Consider the following 25802-nt stretch of genomic DNA (forward strand, 5'->3'; position numbering starts at 1 on the left):
ACCCGGCCTCACCGCTCCGACCGGGCATCGCGCCGATCTGGTGTCAGGATGAACCCATGGCCGAATCGCGCATCTCCCAGCTCACGCACGCCGGCATGACGTTCGACGTGATCGACAGCGGACCGCTCGACGGGACGCCGGTCGTGCTGCTGCACGGCTTCCCGCAGCGAGCGGCCTCGTGGTCGAAGGTGTCCGACCTGCTGAACGCCGAGGGCATGCGGACGTACGCGCTGGACCAGCGTGGCTACTCCCCCGGCGCGCGGCCCACCTCCCGCTTCGCCTATTCGATGGGCGAGCTGGTCGGCGACGTCACGGCGCTCATCGACGAGATCGGCCAGCCCGTGCACCTCGTCGGGCACGACTGGGGCTCCGCGGTCGCGTGGGCCGTGGCGGGCAGCCACCCCGACCTCGTGCGCTCCCTCACGGCCGTGTCGGTCGCGCACCCCACCGCGTTCATGAAGTCGATGGTCAGCAGCTCGCAGATCCTGCGGTCGTACTACATGCTGCTGTTCCAGCTGCCGGTCGTGCCCGAGCACCTGCTCAGCCGGCGCGACGGCCTGGGCGAGAAGATGCTGCGCGCCGCGGGCATGGATCGCGACATGATCGAGACGTACCGCCGCGAGATCGTCGCCGACGGCGCCCTGCCCGGCGGGCTCGGCTACTACCGGTCGATCCTGCTGGGCGGCAAGGACCTTGGACGCAAGGTGTCCGTGCCGACGACGTACGTCTGGAGCGACAGGGACGCAGCGCTCGCCCGCCGCGGCGCCGACCTGACGCCGGAGTACGTCACCGGCCCGTACGAGCTCGTCGTCGTCCGCGGGGCGACCCACTGGCTCCTGGACCAGAACGCCCCCGAGCTCGCCGAGAGCATCATCGCGCGGGTGCGCTCGGTCTAGGTCGGCGCGGGCGCCAGGTGCGCATGCACCTGCGCCACTGCACCCGCTCCCTCGCCACTCGCGGAGGCGACCCGCTTCATCGAGCCGGCCCGGACGTCACCGGCGGCGAAGATCCCCGGGACCGCGGTCTCCAGGGCGGCCGGCGGCAGGTCGCCCCGCCAGGCCGACTTCGGGATGTCGCGGCCGGTCAGCACGAAGCCGCGCCGGTCGCGGCTGACCTCGTCGGGCAGCCAGTCGCAGCCGGGCTCGGCGCCGAGCAGCAGGAACAACCCGTCGGCGTCGTGCCGCTCGGTGGAGGGACCGACCTCGAGGTCGATCCACTCCAGACGTCCGTCGCCGCCGCCGTCCACGACGCGTGCGCCCGTGCGGACCCGGATCGTGCGCTGCATCGCGATCTCGTTGACGAGGTACGCCGACATGGTCTCCGAGAGCGTCTGACGTCGCACGATGATCGTCACCGACCGGGCGAACCGGGCCAGGTGGATGGCCGCCTGCCCCGCGGAGTTGCCGCCGCCCACGATGAAGACGTCGCGCCCCTCCATCTCGCGAGCGACACTGGTCGCCGCTCCGTAGTACACGCCGAGGCCCACGAGGTCCTCCAGCGCGGGCACGCCGAGCCGCCGGTACCGGACCCCGCAGGCGATGAGCACGGCGCGGGCGCGGACCACGCCGCCGTCGTACGCGATCTCGTGCAGGTCGCCGACGGACACTCCCTCGGCGGGCCGCCCGGTGAAGATCCGCGCCCCGAACCGGCTGGCCTGCAGCCGGGCCCGGAAGGCCAGACGCATGCCGGACACGCCGCGCGGGAAGCCGAGGTAGTTGCGGATCATCGAGCTGGTGCCGGCCTGGCCGCCGACGGCCTCGGACTCGAGCACGACCGTGCGCAGCCCCTCGGACGCCCCGTAGACCGCCGCCGCGAGTCCTGCCGGGCCCGCGCCGATGATGGCGAGGTCCGCGACGTAGTCGTCGCCCAGGTCGGCCGGCGAGCCGTAGAAAGTCGAGGCCACGAGCTGCTCGGTCGCGCCGGTCAGCGGCGGCCGGCCGAATGCCGACACGACGGGCAGGGCGGCGCCCTCCCCCGCCTCGGCCAGGAGCTCCCGGCCCACGGGGCTGTCGGGCTGGTAGCGCGTCCACGGGGCGGCCATCCGGTCGAGGAAGTCACGGATGCCGGCGACCTCGATCTGCGTGCCGTCGTCGACGATGCGGACGCCCGCCACCTCCGGCGTCGACGTCGACGTGGCCCAGTCCGAGAGGTACTCCGCGATCGCGGTGTGGAACTCCTCGTCCCGGGGCCCCTGCGGGATGAGGAGGTAGGTGTCCAGCCGGCCCACCGCGAGGGCCGGTCTCAGCTCGTCGAGCGACGCGCCGAACGTGCCCATCGCCACCAGGACGATGCGCCGGCTGCTGGGCGAGACGTTGCGCAGCACGTCCAGGACGTCGACGGCGTCGATGTCGAGGGCGAAGTCCACCGCGATGAGGGCGATGTGCTGCCCGCCCGCGATCAGTGCCGCCGCGAAGTCGGTGACGTCGAGGACGTCGGTGGTCACCTGCACGTCGTAGTCGCGGCCGTACCTGCTCGCGAACTCGTCGGTCAGGACCGTCCGGTGCTCCTCGGCGGGCACGATCAGGATGACGGGGCTCGGTCGGGATGACTCGGTCATGGCGCGAAAGTAGCACTCCCTAGGCTGTGGGCATGCCCCCTCAGAAACCTCAGGACCTCGGTCCTCTCGACGCGGTCGCGTTCCTCTGCGAGATCGCGATGGTCGTGATCCTCGTCCTCGCGGGTCACGGCTTCGCCGACGGATGGCGCGGCTGGGCCGTGGGCGCGTTCCTCGCGATGGTCGCGGTGGGCATCTGGGCACAGTGGATGGCGACCACGTCGCCACGGCGGCTGGACCTGCCCACGCGGTTCGTCGTGCAGGTGATGCTCTTCGTGACAGTGGCCCTGTACGCCGCCGCAGGCGGTCTGGCCTTGGTCGGCATCGCGTTCGCGGTCATCGCCATCGCGGTCTTCTGGGCACTGGCCCGCGAGGACGCCTAGTCGTTCCCGGCCGGCAGCAGCGGCAGTGACAGCGTGCTGGCGAACCGGCGTTCCGTCCCGTCGATCGGGTCCGTGAACGCGAGCTCGGCGGCGAGCAGCTGCAGCGGCCGACGGAAGTCGTCGACCTCCAGGTCCAGCACCGCCGGGTAGAGCGGGTCGTCGACGATGGGGATGCCCAGGTCGTTCAGGTGCATGCGCAGCTGGTGGGTGCGACCGGTCCTCGGGGTGAGGCGGTAGACGCCGCGGTCCCCCACCTGCGACTCCAGCTCGATCAGCGTCTCGGCGTTGACCGGCGCGTCCGGGACCACCTCCGCCTGCCAGCTGCCCCGCCGCTTCGCGAGGTGGTTGCGAACGACCAGCGGCAGCGCGAGGTCGTCGCGCACCGGCGCCAGGGCGCGGTACGTCTTGTGGACGGCGCCCGCTTGGAACAGCGACTGGTACGGCCCGCGCCACTGCCTGGTCGTGGCGAGCATCAGCAGGCCGGACGTCACCCGGTCCAGCCGGTGCAGGGGTGAGAGCTCGGGCAGCTCGAGCTCGGCGCGCAGGCGGGTCACGACGCTCTGGCGGACGTGACGCCCGCGCGGGATCGACGACAGGAACGCCGGCTTGTCGACGACCACGAGACGCTCGTCGCGGTGCACCACGACGATCTCTCCGGGGACCTCCACCTCGTCGGGGAGGTCGCGGTGGAACCACACGAACGTGTGCGGGGTGTACGCCTGGTCCTCGGCGACCGGGGTGCCGTCGTCGTGGACGAAGCGCTCCTCGGCCAGCATCCGCTCGACGTCCACCCGCTCGGGCAGCCGGTGACGCAGCCAGTCGCCCATCGTCGGCCACGGGTCCGGCCGCGGCTTGTCCCGGTCCGGGGTGCGGAGCCACGCCGCGCCCAGCCCGTGTCGAGGCGGCAGCGGAGAACGGGGAGGCACCCGTCGAGCCTACGGGCGCGGGCACGCCACCGACGCACGGCTCAGGCGGCGCAGTCCTCGTCCACCATGTCGGCGTTGACGTCCATGCCGGCGAGCGTGCCGTCGCTCGCAGCCGTCACCACCTGGGCCGAGGGGTCCGCGCAGTTGCCGGCGGCCCACACGCCCGCGACGTTCGTGCGTCCGTTGTCGTGGGTGCGGACCGCGGGTCCCATCGGGGTGTCCTCCGTCGCCAGGTCGAGGCGCTCGACGAGGAAGCTCGGCGGCTCCATCCGCGGCACCAGGAACAGCGCGTCGGCCGGCACCCGGGTGCCGTCGGTGAGCCGCACCCCGGTCAGGGCGCCGTCCGCGCGGTCCACCTGCGCCACGGCACCGTCGACGACGCGGATGCCGCGTCGCTCGAGTGCTGCCCGCGCATCCGCGTCCAGCTCCGCGACCTCGTTGGTCAGCAGGGTGACGTCGTCCGACCACTGCCGCACCATGTGCGCCTGATGGGCCGAGCCGGGGTGCGTCGCAAGGATCACGATGCGACGGTCGGCGACCTCGTGGCCGTGGCAGTACGGGCAGTGCAGGACGTCGTCGCCCCAGCCCTCCCGCAGGCCCGGGAGGTTGGGCAGCGAGTCGGTCGTCCCGACCGCGAGCACGATTCGGGGGGCAACGAGCGGGTCGCCGTGCGCCAGCTCGACCGCGAACGCGCCGTCCTTGGGAAGCGCCGCAGTGACGGTGTCCTCGACGAGATCCACGCCGTACCTCCTCACCTCGTCGCGACCCACGGCCAGCAGCTCCGCGGGGTCCGCACCGTCGCGCGACAAGAACCCGTGCAGGTGCGCAGCCGCCGCGTTGCGTGGTGCACCGGCGTCTACGAGCGCGACGCTGCGGCGGGCCGCGCCGAGGACGAGTGCCGCCGACAGGCCGGCGGCGCCGCCGCCGATGATGATGACGTCATGGGTCGGTTGCATGGGTGCGCGATACCCGTGCTCCCCACGCTCATACGCGCGGGCGGTGTGACCCGGGTCAGGACTCGGCGGGGGCCTCGTCCTCGGCCGGTGGCGGTCCCTCGGCCAGGAGCCTCTCGAAGCCCTCCTCGTCGAGGATCGGGCGGCCCAGCTCCTCGGCCTTGTCGGCCTTGGTGCCGGCGTTCTCGCCGACCACCACGAAGTCGGTCTTCTTCGAGACCGAGCCCGACGCCTTGCCGCCGTGCGCGATGATCGCTTCCTTGACCGAGTCGCGGGTGAACCGCTCGAGCGAGCCGGTGACCACAATCGTCAGCCCCTCCAGCGTGCGCGGGATCGACTCGTCCCGCTCGTCCTGCATGCGTACGCCCGCGGCCCGCCACTGGTCGACGATGCCGCGGTGCCAGTCGACGCCGAACCACTCCACCAGGGCCTCGGCGATCGTGGGACCGACACCGTCGACCGCGGAGATCTCCTCGACCGTGGCCTCGCGGATGCGGTCCATCGTGGCGAAGTGCGTCGCGAGGGCGCGAGCGGCCGTCGGGCCGACGTGCCGGATCGACAGGGCGACCAGGACCCGCCACAGGGGCTGGGTCTTGGCCTTCTCGAGGTTGTCGAGCAGGGCGATGCCGTTGGCGCTCAGCACCCGGCCGTCGACCGCCTGGTCGGCCTCGTTCTTCTTGGCCGCACGGGTGTAGAGACCGACCTTCATCAGGTCGTCGCGGGTCAGCGCGAAGAGGCCGCCCTCGTCGGTCAGGACACCGGCCTCGAGCAGCGCCGTCGCGCCCTCCCAGCCGAACACCTCGATGTCGAACGCCCCGCGGCTGCCGACGTGGCTCAGCCGCTCGCGCAGCTGGGACGGGCACGAGCGGGTGTTCGGGCAGCGGATGTCCTTGTCGCCCTCGCGCGACGGGGCCAGCGGCGTGCCGCACGAGGGGCACTCGGTCGGCATGACGAACTCGCGCTCGCTGCCGTCGCGCAGCGAGACGACCGGGCCGACGATCTCGGGGATCACGTCGCCGGCCTTGCGGAGCACGACCATGTCGCCGATCAGGACGCCCTTGCGCTTGACCTCGTGCTGGTTGTGCAGCGTGGCCATCTCGACGGTCGAACCCGCGACGCGGACCGGCTCCATGACGCCGAAGGGGGTGACCCGGCCGGTGCGGCCCACGTTGACCCGGATGTCGAGCAGGCGCGTGTTGACCTCCTCGGGCGGGTACTTCCACGCGATCGCCCACCGCGGTGCCCGCGAGGTCGCGCCGAGGCGCCGCTGCCGGTCGACCTGGTCGACCTTGACCACGACGCCGTCGATCTCGTGGACGACGTCGTGGCGGTGCTCTCCGTAGTAGTCGATGAACTCCTCGACCTCCGCGAGGCTCGTGACGACCTTGGCTCGGTCGCTGGTGGGCAGCCCCCAGGCCTTCAGCGCGTCGTACGCCTCGCTCTGCCGCGTGGGCGTGAAGCCCTCGCGGTAGCCGAGCCCGTGGCAGACCATCGACAGCGGCCGGCCCGCGGTCACCGACGCGTCCTTCATGCGCAGCGTCCCCGCCGCGGCGTTGCGCGGGTTCGCGAACGGCGTCTTGCCGGACTCGGCCCACTCGGCGTTGAAGGCCTCGAACTCCTTGGTCGGGAAGAACACCTCGCCGCGGACCTCGACGTACGCCGGGATCGGGTAGTCGGCGGACTCCTTGAGCTGGTGCGGGATGACCTTGATCGTGCGGACGTTGTTGGTGACGTCCTCGCCGACGCGTCCGTCACCGCGGGTGACGCCTCGGGTCAGCCGGCCGTTCTCGTACGTCAGCGAGATGGCCAGGCCGTCGACCTTGAGCTCGCAGAGGAAGTCCGCGTCGGTGACGCCCTCACGCACCAGACGGCCGTGCCAGGACTCCAGCTCCTCGACCGAGAACGCGTTGTCCAGGCTCAGCATCCGCTCGCGGTGCTCGTAGGACTCGAACGACGACGACGCGTAGCCGCCGACCGTCTGCGTGGGCGAGTCGGGCGTCCGGAGCTCGGGCATCTGCTCCTCGAGCCCTTCGAGCTCGCGCATGAGCTGGTCGTACTCGGCGTCGGAGACCGTCGGCGAGTCGTCGACGTAGTAGCGCTCGCGGTGCTCCATGATCGTCTCGGAGAGCCACTTGTGCCGCTGCCTCAGCTCGTCGTCGTTCGCCATGGGCCCGACTTTATCGTCGCGCCGCGACACTCTGCGCGGCGACGAGCACCGAGCGGGCCCACTGCGGCGACGCGCCGGCGAGGCCACAGGTCGGCGTGACGACGAGGCGGTCCGAGTACGTCTCCTCGGCGAAGCCGAAGCGGCCGAAGAACGTCTCGATCCGCTGCACGACCGCCTTCTGTGACACCTCGGCCGCGTCGGTCGACGGGAGCACCCCGAACCAGAGGTCGACGCCCTTCTCGAACGTCTCGGCCCACACGTCGTCGGGCCGGGCGAGCCCGAGGTCGAACGAGATCGCGCTGAACCCGGCGCCGGCCAGCAGCTCGACCGGCACGTCGGCCGCGCACGAGTGGACGACCGGGCGGGCGCCGGCACCGGTCACGGCCTCGACCACGACCCTCAGGAGGGCGTCGGCCTCGGGCGGGTGGACGCTGCGGTGCCGCGACCAGCCGCTCGCGGTGGGGATGCCGCCGGTGAGGACCGCGGTGATCGCCGGCTCGTCGACCTGCACCACCAGGTCGGCGCGCGAGAACCGTCGACGCACGTCCCTGACGTGCGCCCCGAGCCCCTCGGCCAGCGACTGGGCGATCTCCCGGCGTGCGCCGTGGTCGGCCAGCATCTTGTCGCCGCGCGGCCGCTCGACCGTCGCGGCGAGGGTCAGCGGGCCGGCGACCTGGATCTTGATCGGTCCCTCGTGCTCGGTGGCCAGCTCCTCGGCGACGTCGAGGTCCTGGGCCAGGAGCGAGCGGGCCCGGCGCAGGTCGGCGCCCTCCCCCACGCCGATGCGCCAGCCGTCGGGCTGCAGATCGGCCTCGAGCCCGTCCAGGACCGCGAGCGTCCGCCCGATCATCCCGGCGTGGACGCCGCGCGCCGGGAGCTCGGGGACGTACGGGAGGCTCAGCTCGTCGAGGACGAGGCGCATCGACTCCGCGAAGTCCGTGCCGGGCATCGATCCGATGCCGGTGGCCAGCGTCATGGGGTTCCTTCGGTGTGCGTGGGTGGGAGGTGCGCTGATCGCCTGACGATCCGGGGGCCGGTGGGCTGGTCGCCTTTTCCGGCCCGGAGGGGCGACTAGTGCACCGCTGCGCGGGACGTGGCCGAGATCGTCGCAGATCCCACGACGCGGGTCCCGGCGTAGATGACACAGGCCTGGCCGGGCGCGATGCCGCTGGCCGGGTCGATCAGCTCGACCGAGACGAGGTCGCCGGTCACCGTGACGCGCGCCCGGTGCTCGTCGCCGTGCGCACGCAGCTGCACGGTGCAGTCGAGCCTCCCGGCGGGGGCGACGCCGCACCACAGGGGCTTGATGCACTCGAGGGCGTCGACCGCGAGCGACTCGCGGGAGCCGACCGTGACGGTGCCGCTGACCGGCTCGATGTCGAGGACGAACCGGGGCTTGCCGTCGTCGGCCGGCACGCCGAGGCGCAGGCCGCGACGCTGCCCGATCGTGAACGCGTACGCGCCGTCGTGCTCGCGCAGGACCTGGCCGTCCTCGTCGACGATCGTGCCGGGCTTCGGACCGAGCTTCTCACCGAGCCATCCGGCGTTGTCGCCGTCGGGGATGAAGCAGATGTCGTGGCTGTCGGGCTTCTGCGCGACCTGGATGCCGCGGTCCGCGGCCTCGACCCGGACGACGTCCTTCGTGGTGTCGCCGAGCGGGAACATCGAGTGCGCCAGCTGCTCCTGCGTGAGCACGCCGAGGACGTACGACTGGTCCTTGCCCATGTCGATCGCTCGGTGCATCTCGATCGTGCCGTCGTCCGCCGTGCGCAGCTGCGCGTAGTGCCCGGTCGCGACCGCGTCGAAGCCCAGCGCGAGGGCCCGCTCCAGCACCGCGGCGAACTTGATCTTCTCGTTGCAGCGCAGGCACGGGTTGGGGGTGCGTCCGGCGGTGTACTCGGCGATGAAGTCGTCGACCACGTGGTCGGCGAACTCCTCGCTCATGTCCCACACGTAGAACGGGATGCCCAGCGCGTCGGCGGCGCGGCGGGCGTCGCCGGCGTCCTCGATCGAGCAGCAGCCGCGGGCACCCGACCGGTACGACCGGGGGTTGCGGCTCAGCGCGAGGTGCACACCGGTGACGTCGTGGCCGGCGTCCACGGCTCGGGCCGCGGCGACGGCCGAGTCGACGCCGCCGGACATCGCGGCGACGACCCTCACGACGCGCTCCGCACCAGGGAGGCCCGCTGGGCGCGCTGGTGGACCGCCGGCAGGGCCTCGAGGAGCCGGTCGACGTCCTGCTGCGTGGAGGTGTGGCCCAGGCTGAACCGCAGCGAGCCTCGCGCTGCGACGTCGTCGTAGCCCATCGCGAGCAGGACGTGGCTGGGCTGCGGCACACCGGCCGCGCAGGCCGAGCCGGTCGAGCACTCGATGCCCTGGGCGTCCAGGAGCATCAGCATCGCGTCGCCCTCGCAGCCGGGGAACGTGACGTGGGCGATGTTGGGCAGCCGGTGCTCCGGACCCGGCAGCGGGTCGCCGTTGACGATCGCGTCCGGCACGACGTGGACGATGCCCTCGACGAGACGCTCGCGCAGCGCCTCGATGCGTGCGACGGTCTCGGCCTGCCGGCTCACGGTCACCTCGACGGCGGCGGCGAAGGCGGCGATGAGGGGGACGCTGAGCGTGCCCGAGCGCAGGTCGCGCTCCTGTCCCCCGCCGTGCAGCAGCGGGGTGAGGTCGATCTCGCGGCCGATCACGAGCGCGCCGACACCGACCGGGCCGCCCAGCTTGTGGGCCGTGATCGTCATCGCGTCGAGCCCGCTGGCGGCGAAGTCCAGCGGCAGGTAGCCGGCGGCCTGCACCGCGTCGCTGTGCACCGGGATGTCGTGCGCCCGGGCGATCTCGACGACCTCGTGGATCGGCTGGATCGTGCCCATCTCGTTGTTGGCCCACATCGTCGTGACGGCCGAGACCCTCGCCGGGTCGCGCTCGACCGCGGCGCGCAGGTCGTCGACCACGATGCGGCCCTGCTTGTCGACCGGGGTCATGTCGACCTCGGCGCCCTCGTGGGTGGCGAGCCAGGTGACCGGGTCGAGCAGCGCGTGGTGCTCGATCGAGCTGAAGACGATGTGCTTGCGGGCGGGGTCCTCAGCGAGCCGGGACCAGTAGAGTCCCTTGATCGCGAGGTTGTTGGCCTCGGTGCCGCCGGAGGTGAAGACGACCTCGCTCGGTCGGGCGCCGAAGCGCTCCGCGATCAGCTCGCGGGCCTCCTCGACCGTACGGCGCGCGGCCCGGCCCGCCGCGTGGAGCGACGAGGCGTTGCCGGTGAGGGCCATCTGCTCGGCCATCGCGGCAATCGCCTCAGGGACCATCGGCGTGGTCGCCGCATGGTCGAGGTAGACGGTGCCGTCCGAGTCGTTCATCGCTCAACAATCGTAGCCCCGCCTCGAAACGGATCGAGGACGCCCGGCAGGACGTCCGTCCGGATCAGCGCGGGGCTCCCCTGCCGCTGACGCTGGCGACGGCGCGGACGAGCTCGTCCGCTGCTGCGTCGAGGTCGTCCTGGGTGGTCGTGCGGCCGAACGTGAACCGCACCGCGGTCTGGGCGACCTCCGGGGCGATGCCCATCGCGACCAGGACGTGGGACGGGTCGTCGCTGCCGGCGGCGCACGCCGATCCGCTGGAGCAGACGATGCCGCGCGCCTCCAGCTCGAGCAGGATCGACTCACCGCTCGTGCCGGGGAAGACGAACGAGGCGCTGCCCGGCAGGCGGTGCGCGCGGTCCCCCGTCAGCACCGCGTCCGGGACCTCGGTCAGGACGCGGTCGATGAAGGCGTCACGTCGGGCCGTCGCCTCGTCGTTCTCGCCGCCCGCGAGGCGCATCGCCGCAGCCATGCCGACCGCCGCGGCGACGTTCTCGGTGCCCGAGCGCCTGCCGCCCTCCTGGCCCCCGCCGTGCAGCAGCGGCTCGAACGGGACACGTCGCTGCACGTACAGGACGCCGATGCCCTTGGGGGCGCCGATCTTGTGACCGGAGATGCTGAGCGCCTGGACGCCGAGTCGGGTGACGTCGAGGTCGAGCCAGCCGGCGCCCTGCACCGCGTCGGTGTGGAACGGGACCCCGCGTGCGGCCGCGAGACGGGACAGCGTCTCGACCTGCTGGATCGTGCCGACCTCGTTGTTGGCGAGCTGGATGCTGACCAGCGTGGAGTCGTCGCGAAGCGCCGCCTCAAGCGTCGCCGGCTGGACCATGCCGTGCTCGTCGACCGGCAGCACAGTCACCTCGTACCCGATGCGGCCGAGGAACTCCGCGGACTCCAGCACCGCGGGGTGCTCGACGGCCGACACCATGACGTGCCGTCCGCGGGGGGCCGCGAGCGCGATGCCCTTGATGGCGGTGTTGTCGGACTCGGTGCCGCCGGAGGTGAACGTGATCTCCGACGACCGGGCGCCCAGCGCCTGCGCGACGTCGGCGCGCGCCTGCTCCAGGGCACGGCTGGCCGCCTCCCCCACCTCGTGGTGGCTGGACGGGTTGCCGAACTCGGGTCCGAGGTGGGGCCACATCGCCTCGAGCACCTCGCGCTTGAGCGGGGTCGTGGCCGCTTGGTCGAGGTAGATCACGGCGTCAGGACACCGTGATGTCGAGACCGAGGTCGAGCGCCCGGACGCTGTGGGTCAGGGCGCCGACCGAGATGACGTCGACGCCCGTGCGGGCGATGTCGCCGATCGTGTCGAGGGTGATGCCGCCGCTCGCCTCGACCAGCGCCCGCCCCGCGATCAGCGCGACGCCCGCGCGCAGGTCGTCGAGGCTGAAGTTGTCGAGCATGATCGTGTGCGCCGCACCGGACTCCAGCACCGCGTCGATCTGGTCGAGCCGGTCGACCTCGACCTCGACGTGGGTCGTGTGCGGCAGGTCGAGCCGCGCCTGGCGCAGCGCCGCGGTGAGGTCCCCGATGACGGCCAGGTGGTTGTCCTTGGCCATGACGGCGTCCGACAGCGAGAAGCGGTGGTTGTGGCCGCCGCCGCAGCGCACGGCGTGCCGTTCCAGCGCCCGCAGGCCCGGGGTGGTCTTGCGGGTGTCGACGACGCGGACGTCGGTGCCGGCGACCGCCTCGACGTACGTCCGGGTCAGGGTCGCGATGCCGGTCATCCGCTGGACGAGGTTGAGGGCGACGCGCTCGGCCTGCAGGACGGCCCGGGCCGGACCCTCGACCCGGGCCAGCACCGCGCCGCGGTCGAACGACTCACCGTCCGCTCGCTCGACGGTCACCTTCACGGCCGGGTCCAGAGTGGTCATCGCGATCTCGAAGACCTCGGCACCGGCCAGCACGCCCGGCTCGCGGGCGACCAGCTCGGCCTGCGCGACGGCGGTCGACGGGACCAGCGTCTGCGAGGTGAGGTCGCCGAACGGGGCGTCCTCGTCCAGTGCCATGTCCACGACCCGCTGGATCTGTCGACGTTCAAGCATGTGTCACACCTTCTGCTGGGTCGGGGTGCCGATCGCCGAGTGGGTCGCCTGCTCGGGGTCGGTGTGCGGGAAGTCCGTGCGGTAGTGGCCGCCGCGCGACTCCTCGCGGGCGAGGGCGCTGGCGACGACCGCGCGCGCCACCACGAGCAGGTTGGCGTCCTCGGCGGCCTTGGCGTCGGTGACCTCCGGGGATCGCCACCGCCTCAGCTCGGCCACGGCCTGCTGCAGGTCCGCTCCGTCGCGAGCCAGTCCTGCCGCTTCCCACATGAGCTGCTGCAGGTCGGTGCGGCTGACGTCCTGGGCGTCCGGGTCGGAGGTCAGGTCGAGCTTGAGCGGCGCCTGCCACTGGTCGTCGAAGTCCGCCAGGGGTGCCGGCGAGACGATCCCCTCGACGACCCGGGAGCCGTAGACAGCGCCCTCGAGCAGCGAGTTGGACGCGAGCCGGTTGGCCCCGTGCAGGCCGTTGCAGGCCGCCTCCCCCACCGCGTACAGGCCGGGCACCGAGGTGCGTCCCCACTCGTCGGTGCGGATGCCACCCATGTAGTAGTGCGCGGCGGGCGTCACCGGGATCGGCACGGTGGCCCAGTCGTGGCCCTGCGCCCGGCACGCGGCGTCGATGTTGGGGAACCGGCGGGCCAGGAACTCCGCACCCAGATGCGTGGCGTCGAGGCGGACCGGGATGCCCGGCTGGCGGGCCATCTGCTGCGCGATGCCTCGGGCGACGACGTCGCGCGGCGCCAGCTCGGCGTCCGGGTGCACGTCGAGCATGAAGCGGTGGCCGTCGGCGTCGATCAGGACGGCACCCTCGCCACGGACGGCCTCGGAGATGAGGAAGTTGCCGGGGGCGTCGAGCGAGGTCGGGTGGAACTGGTAGAACTCCAGGTCCGCCGCGAGAGCACCGGCGCGGAGCGCCATCGCGAGGCCGTCGGCGGTTGCCACCTCGGGGTTGGTCGTGTACGGGAACAGCTGCCCGGCCCCACCCGTCGCCAGGATCACGGCGTCCGAGCGGACCTCCTCGCCGCCCAGCAGGCGCACGCCCACGCAGCGGCCGTCCTCGAGCAGCAGGTCGACGACCGTGGTCCGCTCGCGGACGACGACCGGGCTCTCGTGCACCCGGTCGATCAACGCGTACGCGATACCGGCGCCCGTCGCGTCGCCGCCGGCGTGCAGGATGCGCGCGAACGCGTGCGCGGCCTCGAGGCCGTGCGACAGCTCCCCGTCGTGACGGTCGAACGGCACGCCGCGGGCGATCAGCTCGTCCATCGCGGCGGGGCCCTCGGCGCACAGGATGCCGACCGTGTCGGCATCGCTGAGGCCGGCCCCGGCAACCAGCGTGTCGGCCACGTGCGACGCCACGCTGTCGCCCAGGTGCGGTGCGCCGGGATCGGCCATGTCGTCGATCACGACGGCGACACCGCCCTGGGCGTACCGGGTGTTGCTCTCGGCGAGCTCGGCCTTGGTGAGAAGCGTGACGTCGTGCGTCCCGACGGCCGCGAGGGCCGCGGTCATGCCGGCGACACCGCTGCCGACGACGATGATGCTGCTCATGGCGGGTCCTTACCTGGGCAGCGCCGCGAGCATGCGCTCGAGCGCGACCTTCGCGTCGGTGGCGACGTCGTCGGCGACGACGATCTCGTTGCGGACCTCGCCGGCGACGAGGCCGTCGAGCGTCCACGCGAGGTAGCCGGGGTGGATGCGGTACATCGTCGAGCACGGGCAGACGACCGGGTCGAGGCAGAAGATCGTCCGGTCGGGGAACTCCGCCGCGAGACGGTTGACCATGTTGATCTCGGTGCCGATCGCGATCGTGTCACCGGGCTGCGACGCGATGACGAACTTGCGGATCGCGTCGGTCGAGCCGGCCGCGTCGGCGGCGTCGACCACCGGCATCGGGCTCTCGGGGTGCACGATGATCTTGACGCCCGGGTGCTCGGCGCGGGCCTTCTCGATCTGGGCGACGCTGAAGCGCTTGTGGACCGAGCAGAAGCCGTGCCACAGGATGACGCGTGCGCTCTCCAGGTCGTCGACGCTGTTGCCGCCGAGGGGCTTGCGCGGGTTCCACATGGGCATCTGCTCCAGCGGGACGCCCATCGCCTTGGCCGTGTTGCGGCCCAGGTGCTGGTCGGGGAAGAACAGCACGCGCTGACCCCGCTCGAACGCCCACTCCAGGACGGTCGCGGCGTTGGACGACGTGCAGACGATGCCGCCGTTGCGTCCGCAGAACGCCTTCAGCGCGGCCGAGGAGTTCATGTACGTGACGGGGATGACCGGTTGCCTGCCGTCGGCGTCCGGCTCGGTGCCGTACAGCTCCAGCAGGTCCTCCCAGCACGCCTCGACCGAGTCCTCGTCGGCCATGTCGGCCATCGAGCAGCCGGCCGCGAGGTTCGGCAGGATGACCTGCTGCTCGGGCCGGGCCAGGATGTCCGCGGTCTCGGCCATGAAGTGGACGCCGCAGAACACGATCGTCTCCGCGTCCGGCTTGGTCAGTGCGGCGTTCGCGAGCTGGAACGAGTCGCCCACGAAGTCGGCGTACTGGATGACCTCGTCGCGCTGGTAGAAGTGGCCGAGGATGACCAGCTTCTCGCCCAGCGTCTCCTTGGCCGCGCGGATGCGGGCGTGCAGCTCCTCGTCGCTCATGCGCTGGTACGCCGCGGGCAGCTGGCCCGGGCGGACGACCGGCTCGGGGATGCGGTCGTTCTCGGACGCGCCGGGGCCGTAGCCGGGGAGCTGGTCGAACTCCCACGGACCCTTCGCGAGCTCGACGTCACAGCTCGCTGCGGGCGTCTGGACGATAAGGGTGTTGACGGAAGTCATCGCTGCTCCTCGGGGGCGGATGAGGGCGCGCCGGCCTCGAAGCGGAACAGCGCGGGGGGACGGTGGCTCGTGCCCTGCAGGCAGGTGCCCGTGGGGACGAGGGTCTTGGTGGCCAGGGCCTGGCGGCGGAAGTTGGCCGGGTCGAGGGTCGTGCGCAGGACCGCCTCGTGCACCGCGCGCAGCTCGGCGAGCGTGAACTCCTCCGGCAGGAACGCGTGCGCGATCGGCGTGTACGTGATCTTGGCCCGCAGCCGGGCCAGCGCGTACTCGATGATCTCGGTGTGGTCGAAGGCGAGCGGCGGCAGCTCGTCGGCGACGAACCACTCGACGTTCTCACCGTCCACGGCTCGGGCGACCTCGTCGGGTCGTACGAGCGCCCAGTAGACGATCGAGACGACCCGCTCGTCGGGCGAGCGGTCGACGTTGCCGAACGCGTACAGCTGCTCGAGGTAGTTGGGGGTGAGACCGGTGGTGCGCTCCAGCGTGTGCCGGGCGCTGGCGGCGAGGTCCTCGTGGGCCTCGAGCGGCCCGCCGGGCAGGGCCCACTGCCCCTCGTACGGCTCGCGGATACGGCGCACGAGCGGCAGCCACAGCGTCATCAGATGGGTCTCGGGGTGGGGCCGCAGCGCGAAGATCACCGTCGAGACCGCGAGGGAGACCCGCTGGTCGATCGAGGAGGAGACCATCATGACGGCGATCCTGACTTAAGGTGGCTATGACTTTAAGGTCACTCTACCGAGCCCTTAAAGTCACGTCAACCCTAAGTCGCGGATCGTCTGGATGGCGGTGATGATGGGCTCATGCTTCTCGCCGACGTCGTCGCCACCTCCGCTGCGGTGGCCGCCACCCGGTCACGTTCTGCGAAGGCGACCGCCCTGGCCGATCTCCTCCTCCGCACCGCGACCGAGAGCCCCGAGGACGTCCCGACGGTGACCTCGTACCTGGCCGGCGCTCTTCGGCAACGACGGACCGGCCTCGGCTGGCGGTCGCTGCAGGACGCACCGGCGGCCGCGACGACGCCCTCGCTCACCGTGTCCGAGGTGGACGCCGCCTTCGACCGCCTCGCCGCACTGGCGGGCGCCGGCTCACAACGCGCCCGCGCCGAGGCCACAACAGCCCTGATGGCCCGCGCGACCGCAGACGAGCAGCGCTGGCTGCGCGGGGTTGTCACGGGCGAGGTGCGTCAGGGGGCACTCGACTCGTTGGTGCAGGACGCGCTCGCGATCGCGGGGCACGTCCCGCCCGCGTCCGTCCGCCGGGCCGCGATGATGGCCGGCTCGACGGTCGACGTCGCGACCGCGGCACTCACCGGCGGCGAGGACGCGCTGGCGGGGTTCGTGCTGACCGTCGGGCGCCCGGTGCTGCCGATGCTCGCGTCCACTGCGCCCACGATCGAGGCCGCGATGGCCAAGGCCGGCGGCGGCTCGGTCGCGGTCGACACCAAGCTCGACGGCGTCCGCATCCAGGTGCACCGCAGCGGGGACGACGTGCTGGTGGTCACCCGGTCGCTCGACGACGTGACGGCCCGCCACCCCGAGGTCGTCGCGGCCGCCCGCGCGCTCCCCTGCCGGGACGTCGTGCTCGACGGCGAGGTGCTCGCGCTCGGCCCGGACGGCCGACCGCGCCCGTTCCAGGAGACGGCCTCCCGCGCCGCCTCGACGAGCGGCGTGGAGCTGACCCCGGCGTTCTTCGACCTGCTGCACCTGGACGGCCGGGACCTCCTCGACGCCCCCACGTCGGCTCGTCTCGACGCGCTGGAGTCCGTCGTGCCGGAGGTCCACCGGGTTCCGCGGCTCGTCACGACGGACGTCGCGGAGGCCGAGGCCTTCGCCGAGCAGGTGCTCGGCCTCGGGCACGAGGGGGTCGTCGTCAAGAGCCTGACCGCGCCGTACGCCGCCGGACGCCGCGGCGCGACGTGGGTCAAGGTCAAGCCCGTCCACACCCTCGACCTGGTCGTGCTCGCGGTCGAGCGCGGCTCGGGCCGCCGCAGCGGCTGGCTGTCCAACATCCACCTCGGCGCCCGCGACGGCGACGGCTGGGTGATGCTCGGCAAGACGTTCAAGGGCATGACCGACGAGATGCTCGCCTGGCAGACCGAGCGCTTCCACGACCTCCAGGTCGACGACGACGGCTACGTCGTGACCGTCCGCCCCGAGCAGGTCGTCGAGATCGCGTTCGACGGGGTGCAGCGCTCGACCCGCTACCCCGGCGGCGTCGCCCTCCGCTTCGCGCGGGTCGTCCGCTACCGCGACGACAAGACCCCGGCCGAGGCCGACACGCTCGACACCGTCCGAGCACATCTCGCCGCCGCACCCTGAGCCCGGCCTCCCCGTGGTCGGTTTCCCACGGGACCGTGGGAATTGGTCACTCCCCTCGGGTCATGACACGAGGTGAGTGACGAAGACGCGCGGGGAGTGGCCGGGCTCACCGGGCGCGGAGGGCCGTCCAGCCGGCGAGCCGGCCGCCGCGGCTGACCGCGCGGAGACGCCGCTCGGCCGCGGACCGGACCTCGTTCGACGTGGCCAGCAGGAGGTGGTCGCCCGCCCGCAGCACCGTGCTCTCCTTCGGCGCGAAGATCTCGCCGCGGCGCCGGATGAGCGTGATCACGGCATCGCCCGGCAGCCTCAGCTCGTCGACGTAGACCCCGGCCAGGCGGGAGTCCGCCGACACGGTGAGCTGCAGGACGGTGACGTCGATGTCCTCCAGCGGGGCGGACTCGATCGTCACGTCGGTCGTCCTCTCCTCGTCGGTCACGCCGAGCTTCTTCGCCACCCAGGGCAGGGTCGGGCCCTGGACCAGCGTGAACACCACCACGAGCAGGAACACCACGTCGAAGATCTGGTGGGCCGACGGCAGGCCCTGCGTGATCGGGATGGTCGCCAGGACGATCGGCACCGCCCCCCTCAGCCCCGCCCAGGACATGAAGGCCTGCTCGCGCCAAGGGACCCGATACGGCGTCGCGCACACCAGGACCGACAACGGGCGGGCGACCAGCAGGAGGACGCTGCCCACCAGCAGCGCCGGGAGCAGGGCGTCGAGCAGACGGCCGGGGCTCGCGAGCAGCCCCAGCATGATGAACAGGCCGATCTGGGCGACCCAGGCGAGTCCCTCCGCGAAGCCCGCGGTGGCGCTGCGGTGCGGCAGGGTCGTGTTGCCCAACCACATGCCCGCGACGTACACCGCGAGGAACGGGCTCCCGCCGGCCATGCCCGCCAACGAGAACGCCACGAACAGGATCGCGATCGTGGCGAGCGGGTAGAGCCCGGCCGCCGGGAGCGCGCTGCGACCCAGCACCCACTGGCCGACCCACGCCACCGCGAGTCCCACCAGCAGTCCCACGACGAGCTGCTGCAGCATGAGCGCACCGATCGCGAGCGGACCCGAGCTGTCCCAGGCGTCGGAGGCGATGACGGTGACGAGGATGATCACCGGCGGGTCGTTGAAGCCGGACTCGGCCTCCAGCGTCGCGCGCAGACGCCGGGTGATCGGCAGCTGGCGCATCACCGAGAACACGGCCGCAGCATCGGTCGACGACACCACGGCACCCAGCAGCAGCGCGGTGCGGAGGTCGACGTCCAGGATCAGGTACGTCAGCCCGCCCGTGACGGCCACGCTCACCCCGACACCGACCGTGGCCAGGACGATCGACATGGCCGCCACCGGCCGGGTCACGGACCACTGCGTCGTGAAGCCGCCCTCCGCCAGGATCACCGCGAGGGCGAGGGATCCCAGCACCATGGCGAGCTCGACGTCCTCGAACCCGATCCCTAGCCCGGACTCGCCGATCGCGAGCCCGATCCCGAGGTACAGCAGAAGGCCGGGCAGCCCGGACCGCGTCGCGATGCGGACGGCCACGACGCCCGCCAGCAGGGCGGCCGAGACCGCCAGCACCGTGACGTTGAGGTCGTCAGCGCTCATCAGCTCCGCGCGCCGCCGTCCACCGCGTGAAGCAGGTCCGCGGTCAGCAGCGCGTCGATGTCGCCGACCTCCAGCGAGATCACCTCGACACCCCAGGCCGACGTGACGCCGGTCGTGAGGGTGGGCAGGTCGGACTCGTAGCGCTGGCGCGCGGTCAGCAGGTCCTCGAACCGGGTGCACGCGATCTCGCGACCGAGATGGGTCTCCACGGCGGCGAAGGTCGCCGCCATCGGGTCCTCGGCCGCGACGATCGCCCGCGCGGGGTCCGTCACGTGCGCCTGGGTCGTCGCCCGCACGTGCACCGAGACGCCGTCGAGCGTCGTCGCCGCCACTCCCAGGAGCTGGTTGGTCGGGCGCAGCGAGACGGTGGTCCAGCGCTCGACCACGGGCACCCGCCGGACCAGTCCCGGACCGGCGACCCGGGCGACCCGTCCCAGCCGGGTCACGACGAGTCGCTGGTGCTCCGGGACGACCCGCACGGCGGCCAGGACCGCCCCCACCAGGACCGCGACGCCCACCACCGTCCACGCCGCGAGGGATGGGCTCAGGGAGTCGGTCGCACCGGCCAGGAGGCCGTCGGTCGTCGGGCGGGTCATGTCGCTGCCTTCGTCGGGGGACGCCGCAGGAGCTCGAACCGGCTGCTGCGGCCTGGTCTCCAGCCTGTCCGGCCGACGCCGCCGGAACCATCCGTGCCACCACCCATCTTCGCCGGCGGGCGGCTCCCTGCGTGGACATCGGCGACCGCGATGCGTGAGGCTGGCGCCATGACGGCGCTGACGCGACTCCCCCTCTACTGGCGGATCTGCCTCATCAACGGCCTCGTCTTCCTGGTCGGCACGGTCGTCCTCGCGGCCTCGCCGGCCACCATCTCCACCCGCGTGCTCGTCTCCGAGGCGATCGTCCTGCTGGTCGGCCTGGTCCTGATCCTGTTCGCGAACGCCCTGCTGATCCGTTCCACGCTCGCGCCGCTCGAACGCTTGACGCGGCTGACCGAGAGCGTCGACCTGCAGTCCCCGCGTGAGCAGCTGTCCGACGACGGGCACGGCACCGTGGCGCGCCTGTTCCGCGGCTTCAACGCGATGCTCGACCGCCTGGAGGCCGAGCGCAGCAGCAGCAACGCCAAGGCCCTCGCGGCGCAGGAGGCCGAGCGCCACCGCATCGCCCAGGAGCTGCACGACGAGGTGGGCCAGGGACTCACCGCCGTCCTGCTCGGCCTCAAGCGAGCCACCGATCGCGCCCCCGACGACCTCGCCGACGAGCTGCGCGGGGTCGCCGAGATCGCCCGGTCGAGCCTGGACGAGGTGCGCGACGTCGCCCGACGGCTGCGGCCCGGGGTCCTGGACGACCTGGGCCTGCTCAGCGCGCTCGCGGCCGCGTGCACCGACTTCAGCACGCACAGCGGTGTGCACGTGCGCCGCGGGTTCGCGCCCGGGCTGCCGCCGCTGTCCGCGGAGAAGGAGCTGGTGGTCTACCGCGTCGCGCAGGAAGCCCTGACCAACGTCGCACGTCACGCGCTGGCGAGCACCGTGACGGTGTCCCTGTCGACGCAGGGTGACGCGGTGGTCCTGCTCGTCGCCGACGACGGGGTCGGGATCCACGGGCGGGCCGAGAGCACCGGCATCCGCGGCATGCGCGAGCGCGCGCGACTCGTCGAGGGCAGCCTCGTCGTCCGCACCCGGATCGGCGGCGGCACCGAGGTGCGTCTCGTGGTCCCGACCGGGACGGTGACACCGTGAGCACAAGCCCGGACGTGCGGATCCTGCTCGCCGACGACCACGCGCTCGTACGGCGGGGAGTCCGCCTGATCCTCGACAGCGAGCCCGGGCTCACCGTCGTCGCCGAGGCCGGCGACGGCGCCGAGGCGGTCGAGGCCGTCCGCTCCCAGCCGATCGACCTGGCGATCCTCGACGTGTCGATGCCACGGATGACGGGGCTGCAGGCCGCGCGGGAGATCTCCCGCCGGCGCGACCCCCCGTACATCCTGATGCTGTCGATGCACGACAACGAGCAGTACTTCTTCGAGTCGCTCACGTGCGGCGCCTCCGGGTACGTCCTGAAGTCCGTGGCCGACCAGGACCTCGTCCGGGCGTGCCACGCAGCCGTCCGCGGCGAGTCGTTCCTGTACCCGGGCGTCATGAGTGCCCTGGTCCGCAACTACCTGGAGCGCAGCCGCCGCGGCGAGAAGATGTCGGACAAGGTGCTGACCCCCCGCGAGGACGAGGTGCTCAAGCTCATCGCCGAGGGCTCCACCTCACGCGAGATCGCCGAGGCACTGACGATCAGCCTCAAGACCGTGGAGCGGCACCGCTCGAACATCCTGGCCAAGCTCGGCATGCGTGACCGCACGGACCTGACCCGCTACGCGATTCGCGCGGGTCTCGTCGAGCCCTGAGCTCGACAGATCAGCGCAGCCGCTTCCGGATCTCTTCGACGATCTGCTCGGCAGGGACGTCGAACGCGGCCATCGGGATCACCGGATCGGGTCGGGTCCCCTTGAGGTCGATCAGCACTCCAGCGGTCTGGCGCTGCTTGGTCTCCCCCCGTGTCCTGCCGCCGGCCTGGATGCTCGCACCGCGGACACTCGACCACGGCACCTCGATCACCGTGCGATAGCCGTAGTAGCTCAGGTCCTCCGGCCCCAGCACGACACGCCAGCGGTGAAGCCGGCCGGTGACCAGGCGGAACCAGTCGGGCAGGCCGAAGACGGTCGCGATCACGACAGCGAAGGCCGCTCCGGGCGACTCGATCGAGTCGAAGTCGACGATCGCCTGCACCACGAACGCGGCGGCCAGGATCGGGACCGCCGCCCAGGCGACGGCCAGAGGCCAGACCAGAGATCCGGGCGCCTCGATGATCGTCCTACCGGTCTCGTCGACCGGTAGGTCCCTGCGTCGACGGGGCAGCACGAAGGCCCGCACGGCGGCGATCAGGTGCAGGCCGAGGAACACGAGCCCGGCCACGCCGACCACTCGTCCTGCACCGTCGAGCACGATGGCCATTGCCGCGAAGGAAGCCAGTCCGACGAGGATCAGAACGGCGACTCCGGCGACCCACCCGCGCGAGATCAGTCGTCGCGCGGCTGTCACCACGGTGCCACCTCGTCCCACGCGTCTCGGCCTTGTCCTGTGTTACCGGCGCCATCGTCACGACGAGTGTTCATGCTTCGGACAGCCTCTCGCGATGTCACCCGCAAGACAAGGCCCGGCGGCGCGTCTCAGCGGAAGTCGCGCCCTTGGTGCCGCGCCGGGATCGCCCGGCCCGCCTGCGGGTAGACCTCCTCGATGCGCATGAGCTTGTCGGCGACCAGGTTGACGACGCCCTCGGGGCTGCGCTCGAGCATGCCTCGGATGATCATCCCCGCCGCATTGCGTCCCACGACCCGGTAGCGCTTCCAGAGCGCCTCGGAGCACACCACGTTGAGCATGCCGGTCTCGTCCTCGAGGTTGAGGAACGTGACCCCCGACGCCGTCGCCGGACGCTGCCGGTGCGTGATGAGTCCGGCCACCTTGACCCGCCGGGAGGCCTCCGCGACGGCCGTGTCGGCCACCGAGAGGATGCCCTCGCCCTGCAGCAGGGGCCGCAGGTGCTCGACCGGATGCGTCTCCGGCGAGATGCGGGTCGACCACAGGTCGGCCATGGTGACCTCGACGTCGCTCATGCCCGGCAGCATCGGCGGTGGCGCCGCGACGGCCGTGCCCTCGAGCTGGTCCTGGCTCTGGGCGTACCCGGCGTTCCACAGCGCCTGACGGCGCGACAGGCCGAAGCAGTCGAACGCCCCAGCGGTGGCCAGCGACTCCATCTGGGCGACGGTCAGCCCTGTGCGCCGCGACACGTCGGCCATGTCCGTGAAGGGACGCTCGTCGCGCTCGGCCACGATCCGCAGCGCCACCTCCCGGCCGATGCCCTGCACCTCGTCGAGGCCGATGCGCACCGCGAACGCACCGTCGCGGCGATGCTCCGGCGTCGGGTCGGGGGTGCCGGGCACGAAGTCCGGGACCGGCGGCTGGCTCCGCTCGAGGCAGGCATCGCGCCCGGTCGGGCCGGCCTGCCCCTCGATCGGCTCGAGGTCCGCCAGCGCCCCCGAACGCAGGATGTCGGGACGCAGGACCGTCACGCCGTGACGCCGCGCGTCGGTCGTCAGCGACTGGGGCGAGTAGAAACCCATGGGCTGGTTGCGCAGCAGCGCAGCGAGGAACGCCCCCGGGTAGTGCAGCTTGAGCCACGAGCTGGCGTAGACCAGCAACGAGAAGCTGAGCGCGTGGCTCTCGGCGAAGCCGAAGTTGGCGAACGACTTGATCCTCAGGTAGATCGCGTCGGACTCCTCCTGGGTGAGGCCGTGCCGGGCCATGCCGGCGAAGAGCTTGTCCTCCAGCGACTCGATCCGCTCGATGCCGCGCTTGGAGCCCATCGCCCGCCGCAGGAGGTCGGCCTCGTCACCCGTGCAGTCGCCGATCGCGATCGCCATCTGCATGAGCTGCTCCTGGAACAGCGGGACACCCTTCGTCCGTTCGAGCACCGGCTCGAGGATCGGGTGCGGGTAGGTGATCGGCTCCTTGCCCATCGCCCGGCGGATGTACGGGTGCACGGCGCCGCCCTGGATCGGGCCGGGCCGGATCAGCGCGATCTCGATCGCGAGGTCGTACGCCCGGCGGGGCTGCAGCCGCGGCAACGTCCCGATCTGCGCACGGCTCTCGACCTGGAACACCCCGATCGAGTCCGCGCGGCACAACATGTCGTAGACCCCGGCCTCCTCCTTGGGGATCGAGTCGAGGTCCCACTGCTCCCCCAGGTGCTCCGCGACGATCCGCATCGTGTGGTCGAGGGCACCGAGCATGCCGAGGCCCAGCAGGTCGAACTTGACCAGTCCCATGAACTCGCAGGCGTCCTTGTCCCACTGCAGGACGGTCCGCTTGTCCATGCGGCCGCGCTCGATGGGGCAGACCTCCCCGATGGGCCGCTCGGTCAGGATCATCCCGCCCGAGTGGATGCCCAGGTGGCGTGGCGCGGTCATCATCTGCCGGGCCAGCCCCACGACCGGCTCGGGCACGCCCTGCACGTCCTCGCTGCCGATCGCGCCCCACGCGTCGATCTGCTTGGACCAGGCGTCCTGCTGCCCCGGTGAGTGACCGAGCGCCTTGGCGGCGTCGCGGACGGCCGAGCGCGGGCGATAGCTGATGACGTTGGCGACCTGCGCGGCGTTGTGCCGGCCGTACCGCTCGTAGACCCACTGGATGATCTCCTCGCGCCGGTCGGAGTCGAAGTCCACGTCGATGTCGGGCTCCTCCTCACGGGTCGTGGCGAGGAACCGCTCGAACGGCAGGTCGTAGAAGATCGAGTCGATCGCGGTGATCTTGAGCGCGTAGCAGAGCGCGGAGTTGGCCGACGAGCCCCGGCCCTGGCAGAGGATGCCGCGGCGGCGGGCCTCGGCGACGATGTCGTGGACGATCAGGAAGTAGCCCGGGAAGTCCTTCTCCTCGATGACCGCGAGCTCGCGCTCGATGCGCTCGCGGGCGAGCTGCTCGCGGCCCGCGTAGCGCTCCCGGATGCCCTTCTCGGCCAGGTCGCGCAGGTGCTGCATCGCGGTCTTGCCCTCCGGGATGCCGCGCTTGGGCAGGCGGGGGGTCGCGGCCCGCAGGTCGAACGCGATCTCGTCGGCGAGCGGGACCGTACGCTCCACGGCGCCCGGGAAGCGGTGGAACAGCCGCCGCATCTCGGCTCCCGACCGCAGGTGGGCGGCGCCCGTGGCCGGCAGCCAGCCGTCCATGTCGGCCAGGCTGCGCCGGGCCCGGACCGCGGCCATCGACGCGGCCAGGCGTCCTGCGGCGGGGCGGGCGAAGTGGACGTTGTTGGTGGCCACGGTCGCGAGGCCGTGGTCGATCGCGAGGTCGGCCAGGGCGTCGTTGACCGAGCTGTCGGTCGGGAACCCGTGGTCGATCAGCTCGACCCCCACGCCGTCGATGCCGAACAGCGCCGTCAGCCGGTCGAGGGCAGCCGCCGCGGCGTCGCGTCCGCCCGTGGCCAGCGCCTCGCGGACGTGTCCCTTGCGGCACCCGGTCAGCACGACCCAGTGGTCGCGGCCGTGCTCCGCGAGCTCCTCGAGGTCGTAGACCGGCCGGCCCTTCTCGTCGCCCCGCAGCTGTGCGTCGGTGATCGCGGCGGCGAGCCGGTGGTAGCCCTCCACCCCACGGGCGAGCACCAGCAGGTGGTTGCCCTCGGGGTCGGCGACGCCGTTCTGCGGGCTGCGCAGGCCCAGCGACAGCTCGGCGCCGTAGACCGTGCGCAGGCCGTGCTGGGGGTACTTGCCCGCCTCCTCGGCGAATCGCGGGGCGCCGTAGAACCCGTCGTGGTCGGTGATCGCCAGGCCGTGCAGGCCCAGCGCGATCGCCTCCTCGACCAGCGCGTCCGGGCCGCTCGCACCGTCGAGGAAGGAGAAGTGGCTGTGGCAGTGCAGCTCGGCGTACGGGACGACCGGCTCGTCCGGCCTGGAGATCTCCTTGGGACCGCTCTTGCGCCGCTTGCGCGACCAGCCCGGGGAGTCCCCGCCGTCGGGCTCGGGCCGCCCCGACAGTCGTCGTTCGAGCTCCCGCCACGAGATGTCCGGGTTGTTCCAGCTCACGAGCCACCCCCGCGAGTGGCGCAGACCGGTCCGCGAGTGGCGCAGATCTGGACGACACGCCGTC

At 72.2% G+C, this 25802-nt stretch carries 21 protein-coding genes; 5 read left to right on the top strand and 16 right to left on the bottom strand.

Annotation, left to right across the window (positions count from 1 at the left end; all coding sequences use genetic code 11):
* Positions 1-56 precede the first annotated feature (56 nt).
* Positions 57-896, top strand: a complete 840-nt coding sequence (locus C3E78_RS12050) for an alpha/beta fold hydrolase (protein WP_108578694.1) — start codon at positions 57-59, stop codon at positions 894-896.
* Here the strand turns inward: C3E78_RS12050 and C3E78_RS12055 are convergent.
* Positions 893-2557, bottom strand: coding sequence for an NAD(P)/FAD-dependent oxidoreductase (locus C3E78_RS12055; protein WP_108578696.1), 1665 nt, complete (start codon positions 2555-2557; stop codon positions 893-895). The genes C3E78_RS12050 and C3E78_RS12055 overlap by 4 nt on opposite strands.
* Before the next feature lie 32 nt (positions 2558-2589).
* Between C3E78_RS12055 and C3E78_RS12060 the strand changes: the two genes are divergently transcribed.
* A complete protein-coding gene (locus C3E78_RS12060) occupies positions 2590-2937 on the top strand; it encodes a YrdB family protein (protein WP_135804804.1) in 348 nt (115 codons plus the stop codon).
* Here C3E78_RS12060 and C3E78_RS12065 read toward each other — a convergent pair.
* From C3E78_RS12065 to C3E78_RS12115, 11 genes are all read right to left on the bottom strand, one after another.
* Positions 2934-3764: a pseudouridine synthase gene (locus C3E78_RS12065; RefSeq protein WP_199907035.1), complete on the bottom strand. Its 831-nt coding sequence runs from the start codon at positions 3762-3764 to the stop codon at positions 2934-2936. The genes C3E78_RS12060 and C3E78_RS12065 overlap by 4 nt on opposite strands.
* A 140-nt stretch (positions 3765-3904) precedes the next feature.
* Complete coding sequence (locus C3E78_RS12070) at positions 3905-4819, bottom strand: NAD(P)/FAD-dependent oxidoreductase (RefSeq protein ID WP_108578702.1); 915 nt, start codon at positions 4817-4819, stop codon at positions 3905-3907.
* Positions 4820-4874: 55 nt separating this feature from the next.
* The gene (gene ligA, locus C3E78_RS12075; RefSeq protein WP_108578704.1) at positions 4875-6983 is read right to left on the bottom strand and encodes an NAD-dependent DNA ligase LigA; all 2109 of its coding nucleotides are present in this window, start codon (positions 6981-6983) and stop codon (positions 4875-4877) included.
* Positions 6984-6993: 10 nt separating this feature from the next.
* Complete coding sequence (locus tag C3E78_RS12080; protein ID WP_108578706.1) at positions 6994-7959, bottom strand: uroporphyrinogen decarboxylase/cobalamine-independent methonine synthase family protein; 966 nt, start codon at positions 7957-7959, stop codon at positions 6994-6996.
* 95 nt (positions 7960-8054) lie between these two features.
* A complete protein-coding gene (gene mnmA, locus C3E78_RS12085; protein ID WP_168217174.1) occupies positions 8055-9143 on the bottom strand; it encodes a tRNA 2-thiouridine(34) synthase MnmA in 1089 nt (362 codons plus the stop codon).
* Entirely contained in the window at positions 9140-10345 is a 1206-nt protein-coding gene (locus C3E78_RS12090; RefSeq protein ID WP_108578708.1) for a cysteine desulfurase family protein, read from the bottom strand. The genes mnmA and C3E78_RS12090 overlap by 4 nt, the downstream gene beginning before the upstream one ends.
* A 64-nt stretch (positions 10346-10409) precedes the next feature.
* Positions 10410-11543: a cysteine desulfurase family protein gene (locus C3E78_RS12095; protein WP_108578710.1), complete on the bottom strand. Its 1134-nt coding sequence runs from the start codon at positions 11541-11543 to the stop codon at positions 10410-10412.
* 4 nt (positions 11544-11547) lie between these two features.
* Positions 11548-12390 (bottom strand): carboxylating nicotinate-nucleotide diphosphorylase, encoded by an 843-nt coding sequence (gene nadC, locus C3E78_RS12100; protein WP_108578712.1) that lies wholly within the window; start codon positions 12388-12390, stop codon positions 11548-11550.
* Positions 12391-12393: 3 nt separating this feature from the next.
* A complete protein-coding gene (gene nadB / locus C3E78_RS12105) occupies positions 12394-13938 on the bottom strand; it encodes an L-aspartate oxidase (protein ID WP_108578714.1) in 1545 nt (514 codons plus the stop codon).
* A 9-nt stretch (positions 13939-13947) separates the two neighbouring features.
* Positions 13948-15204, bottom strand: coding sequence for a quinolinate synthase NadA (gene nadA / locus C3E78_RS12110; RefSeq protein WP_108578716.1), 1257 nt, complete (start codon positions 15202-15204; stop codon positions 13948-13950).
* Complete coding sequence (locus C3E78_RS12115; protein ID WP_235833609.1) at positions 15201-15893, bottom strand: NUDIX hydrolase; 693 nt, start codon at positions 15891-15893, stop codon at positions 15201-15203. Before C3E78_RS12115 ends, nadA begins: the two co-directional genes overlap by 4 nt.
* A gap of 111 nt (positions 15894-16004) precedes the next feature.
* Between C3E78_RS12115 and C3E78_RS12120 the strand changes: the two genes are divergently transcribed.
* On the top strand, positions 16005-17522 hold the full coding sequence (locus C3E78_RS12120; RefSeq protein WP_108578718.1) for an ATP-dependent DNA ligase: 1518 nt from the start codon (positions 16005-16007) through the stop codon (positions 17520-17522).
* 106 nt (positions 17523-17628) lie between these two features.
* Here the strand turns inward: C3E78_RS12120 and C3E78_RS12125 are convergent, their stop codons facing one another.
* Together C3E78_RS12125 and C3E78_RS12130 are read right to left on the bottom strand one after the other, a co-directional pair.
* Positions 17629-19122 (bottom strand): potassium/proton antiporter, encoded by a 1494-nt coding sequence (locus tag C3E78_RS12125; protein WP_108578720.1) that lies wholly within the window; start codon positions 19120-19122, stop codon positions 17629-17631.
* Positions 19122-19718 carry an SPFH domain-containing protein gene (locus tag C3E78_RS12130; protein ID WP_108578722.1) on the bottom strand — a complete coding sequence of 199 codons (597 nt, stop codon included), beginning with the start codon at positions 19716-19718 and terminating at the stop codon, positions 19122-19124. The genes C3E78_RS12125 and C3E78_RS12130 overlap by 1 nt, the downstream gene beginning before the upstream one ends.
* A gap of 168 nt (positions 19719-19886) precedes the next feature.
* Between C3E78_RS12130 and C3E78_RS12135 the strand changes: the two genes are divergently transcribed.
* The gene (locus tag C3E78_RS12135) at positions 19887-20858 is read left to right on the top strand and encodes a HAMP domain-containing sensor histidine kinase (RefSeq protein ID WP_108578724.1); all 972 of its coding nucleotides are present in this window, start codon (positions 19887-19889) and stop codon (positions 20856-20858) included.
* Positions 20855-21514, top strand: a complete 660-nt coding sequence (locus C3E78_RS12140) for a response regulator (RefSeq protein ID WP_199906813.1) — start codon at positions 20855-20857, stop codon at positions 21512-21514. The genes C3E78_RS12135 and C3E78_RS12140 overlap by 4 nt, the downstream gene beginning before the upstream one ends.
* Before the next feature lie 10 nt (positions 21515-21524).
* Here the strand turns inward: C3E78_RS12140 and C3E78_RS12145 are convergent, their stop codons facing one another.
* Both C3E78_RS12145 and C3E78_RS12150 read right to left on the bottom strand, forming a co-directional pair.
* The gene (locus C3E78_RS12145) at positions 21525-22211 is read right to left on the bottom strand and encodes a hypothetical protein (protein ID WP_108578728.1); all 687 of its coding nucleotides are present in this window, start codon (positions 22209-22211) and stop codon (positions 21525-21527) included.
* A gap of 125 nt (positions 22212-22336) precedes the next feature.
* Positions 22337-25738, bottom strand: coding sequence for an error-prone DNA polymerase (locus tag C3E78_RS12150; RefSeq protein ID WP_108578729.1), 3402 nt, complete (start codon positions 25736-25738; stop codon positions 22337-22339).
* Between the last annotated feature and the right edge of the window lie 64 nt (positions 25739-25802).

This window comes from Aeromicrobium chenweiae (genome assembly GCF_003065605.1).
GTDB lineage: Bacteria > Actinomycetota > Actinomycetes > Propionibacteriales > Nocardioidaceae > Aeromicrobium > Aeromicrobium chenweiae.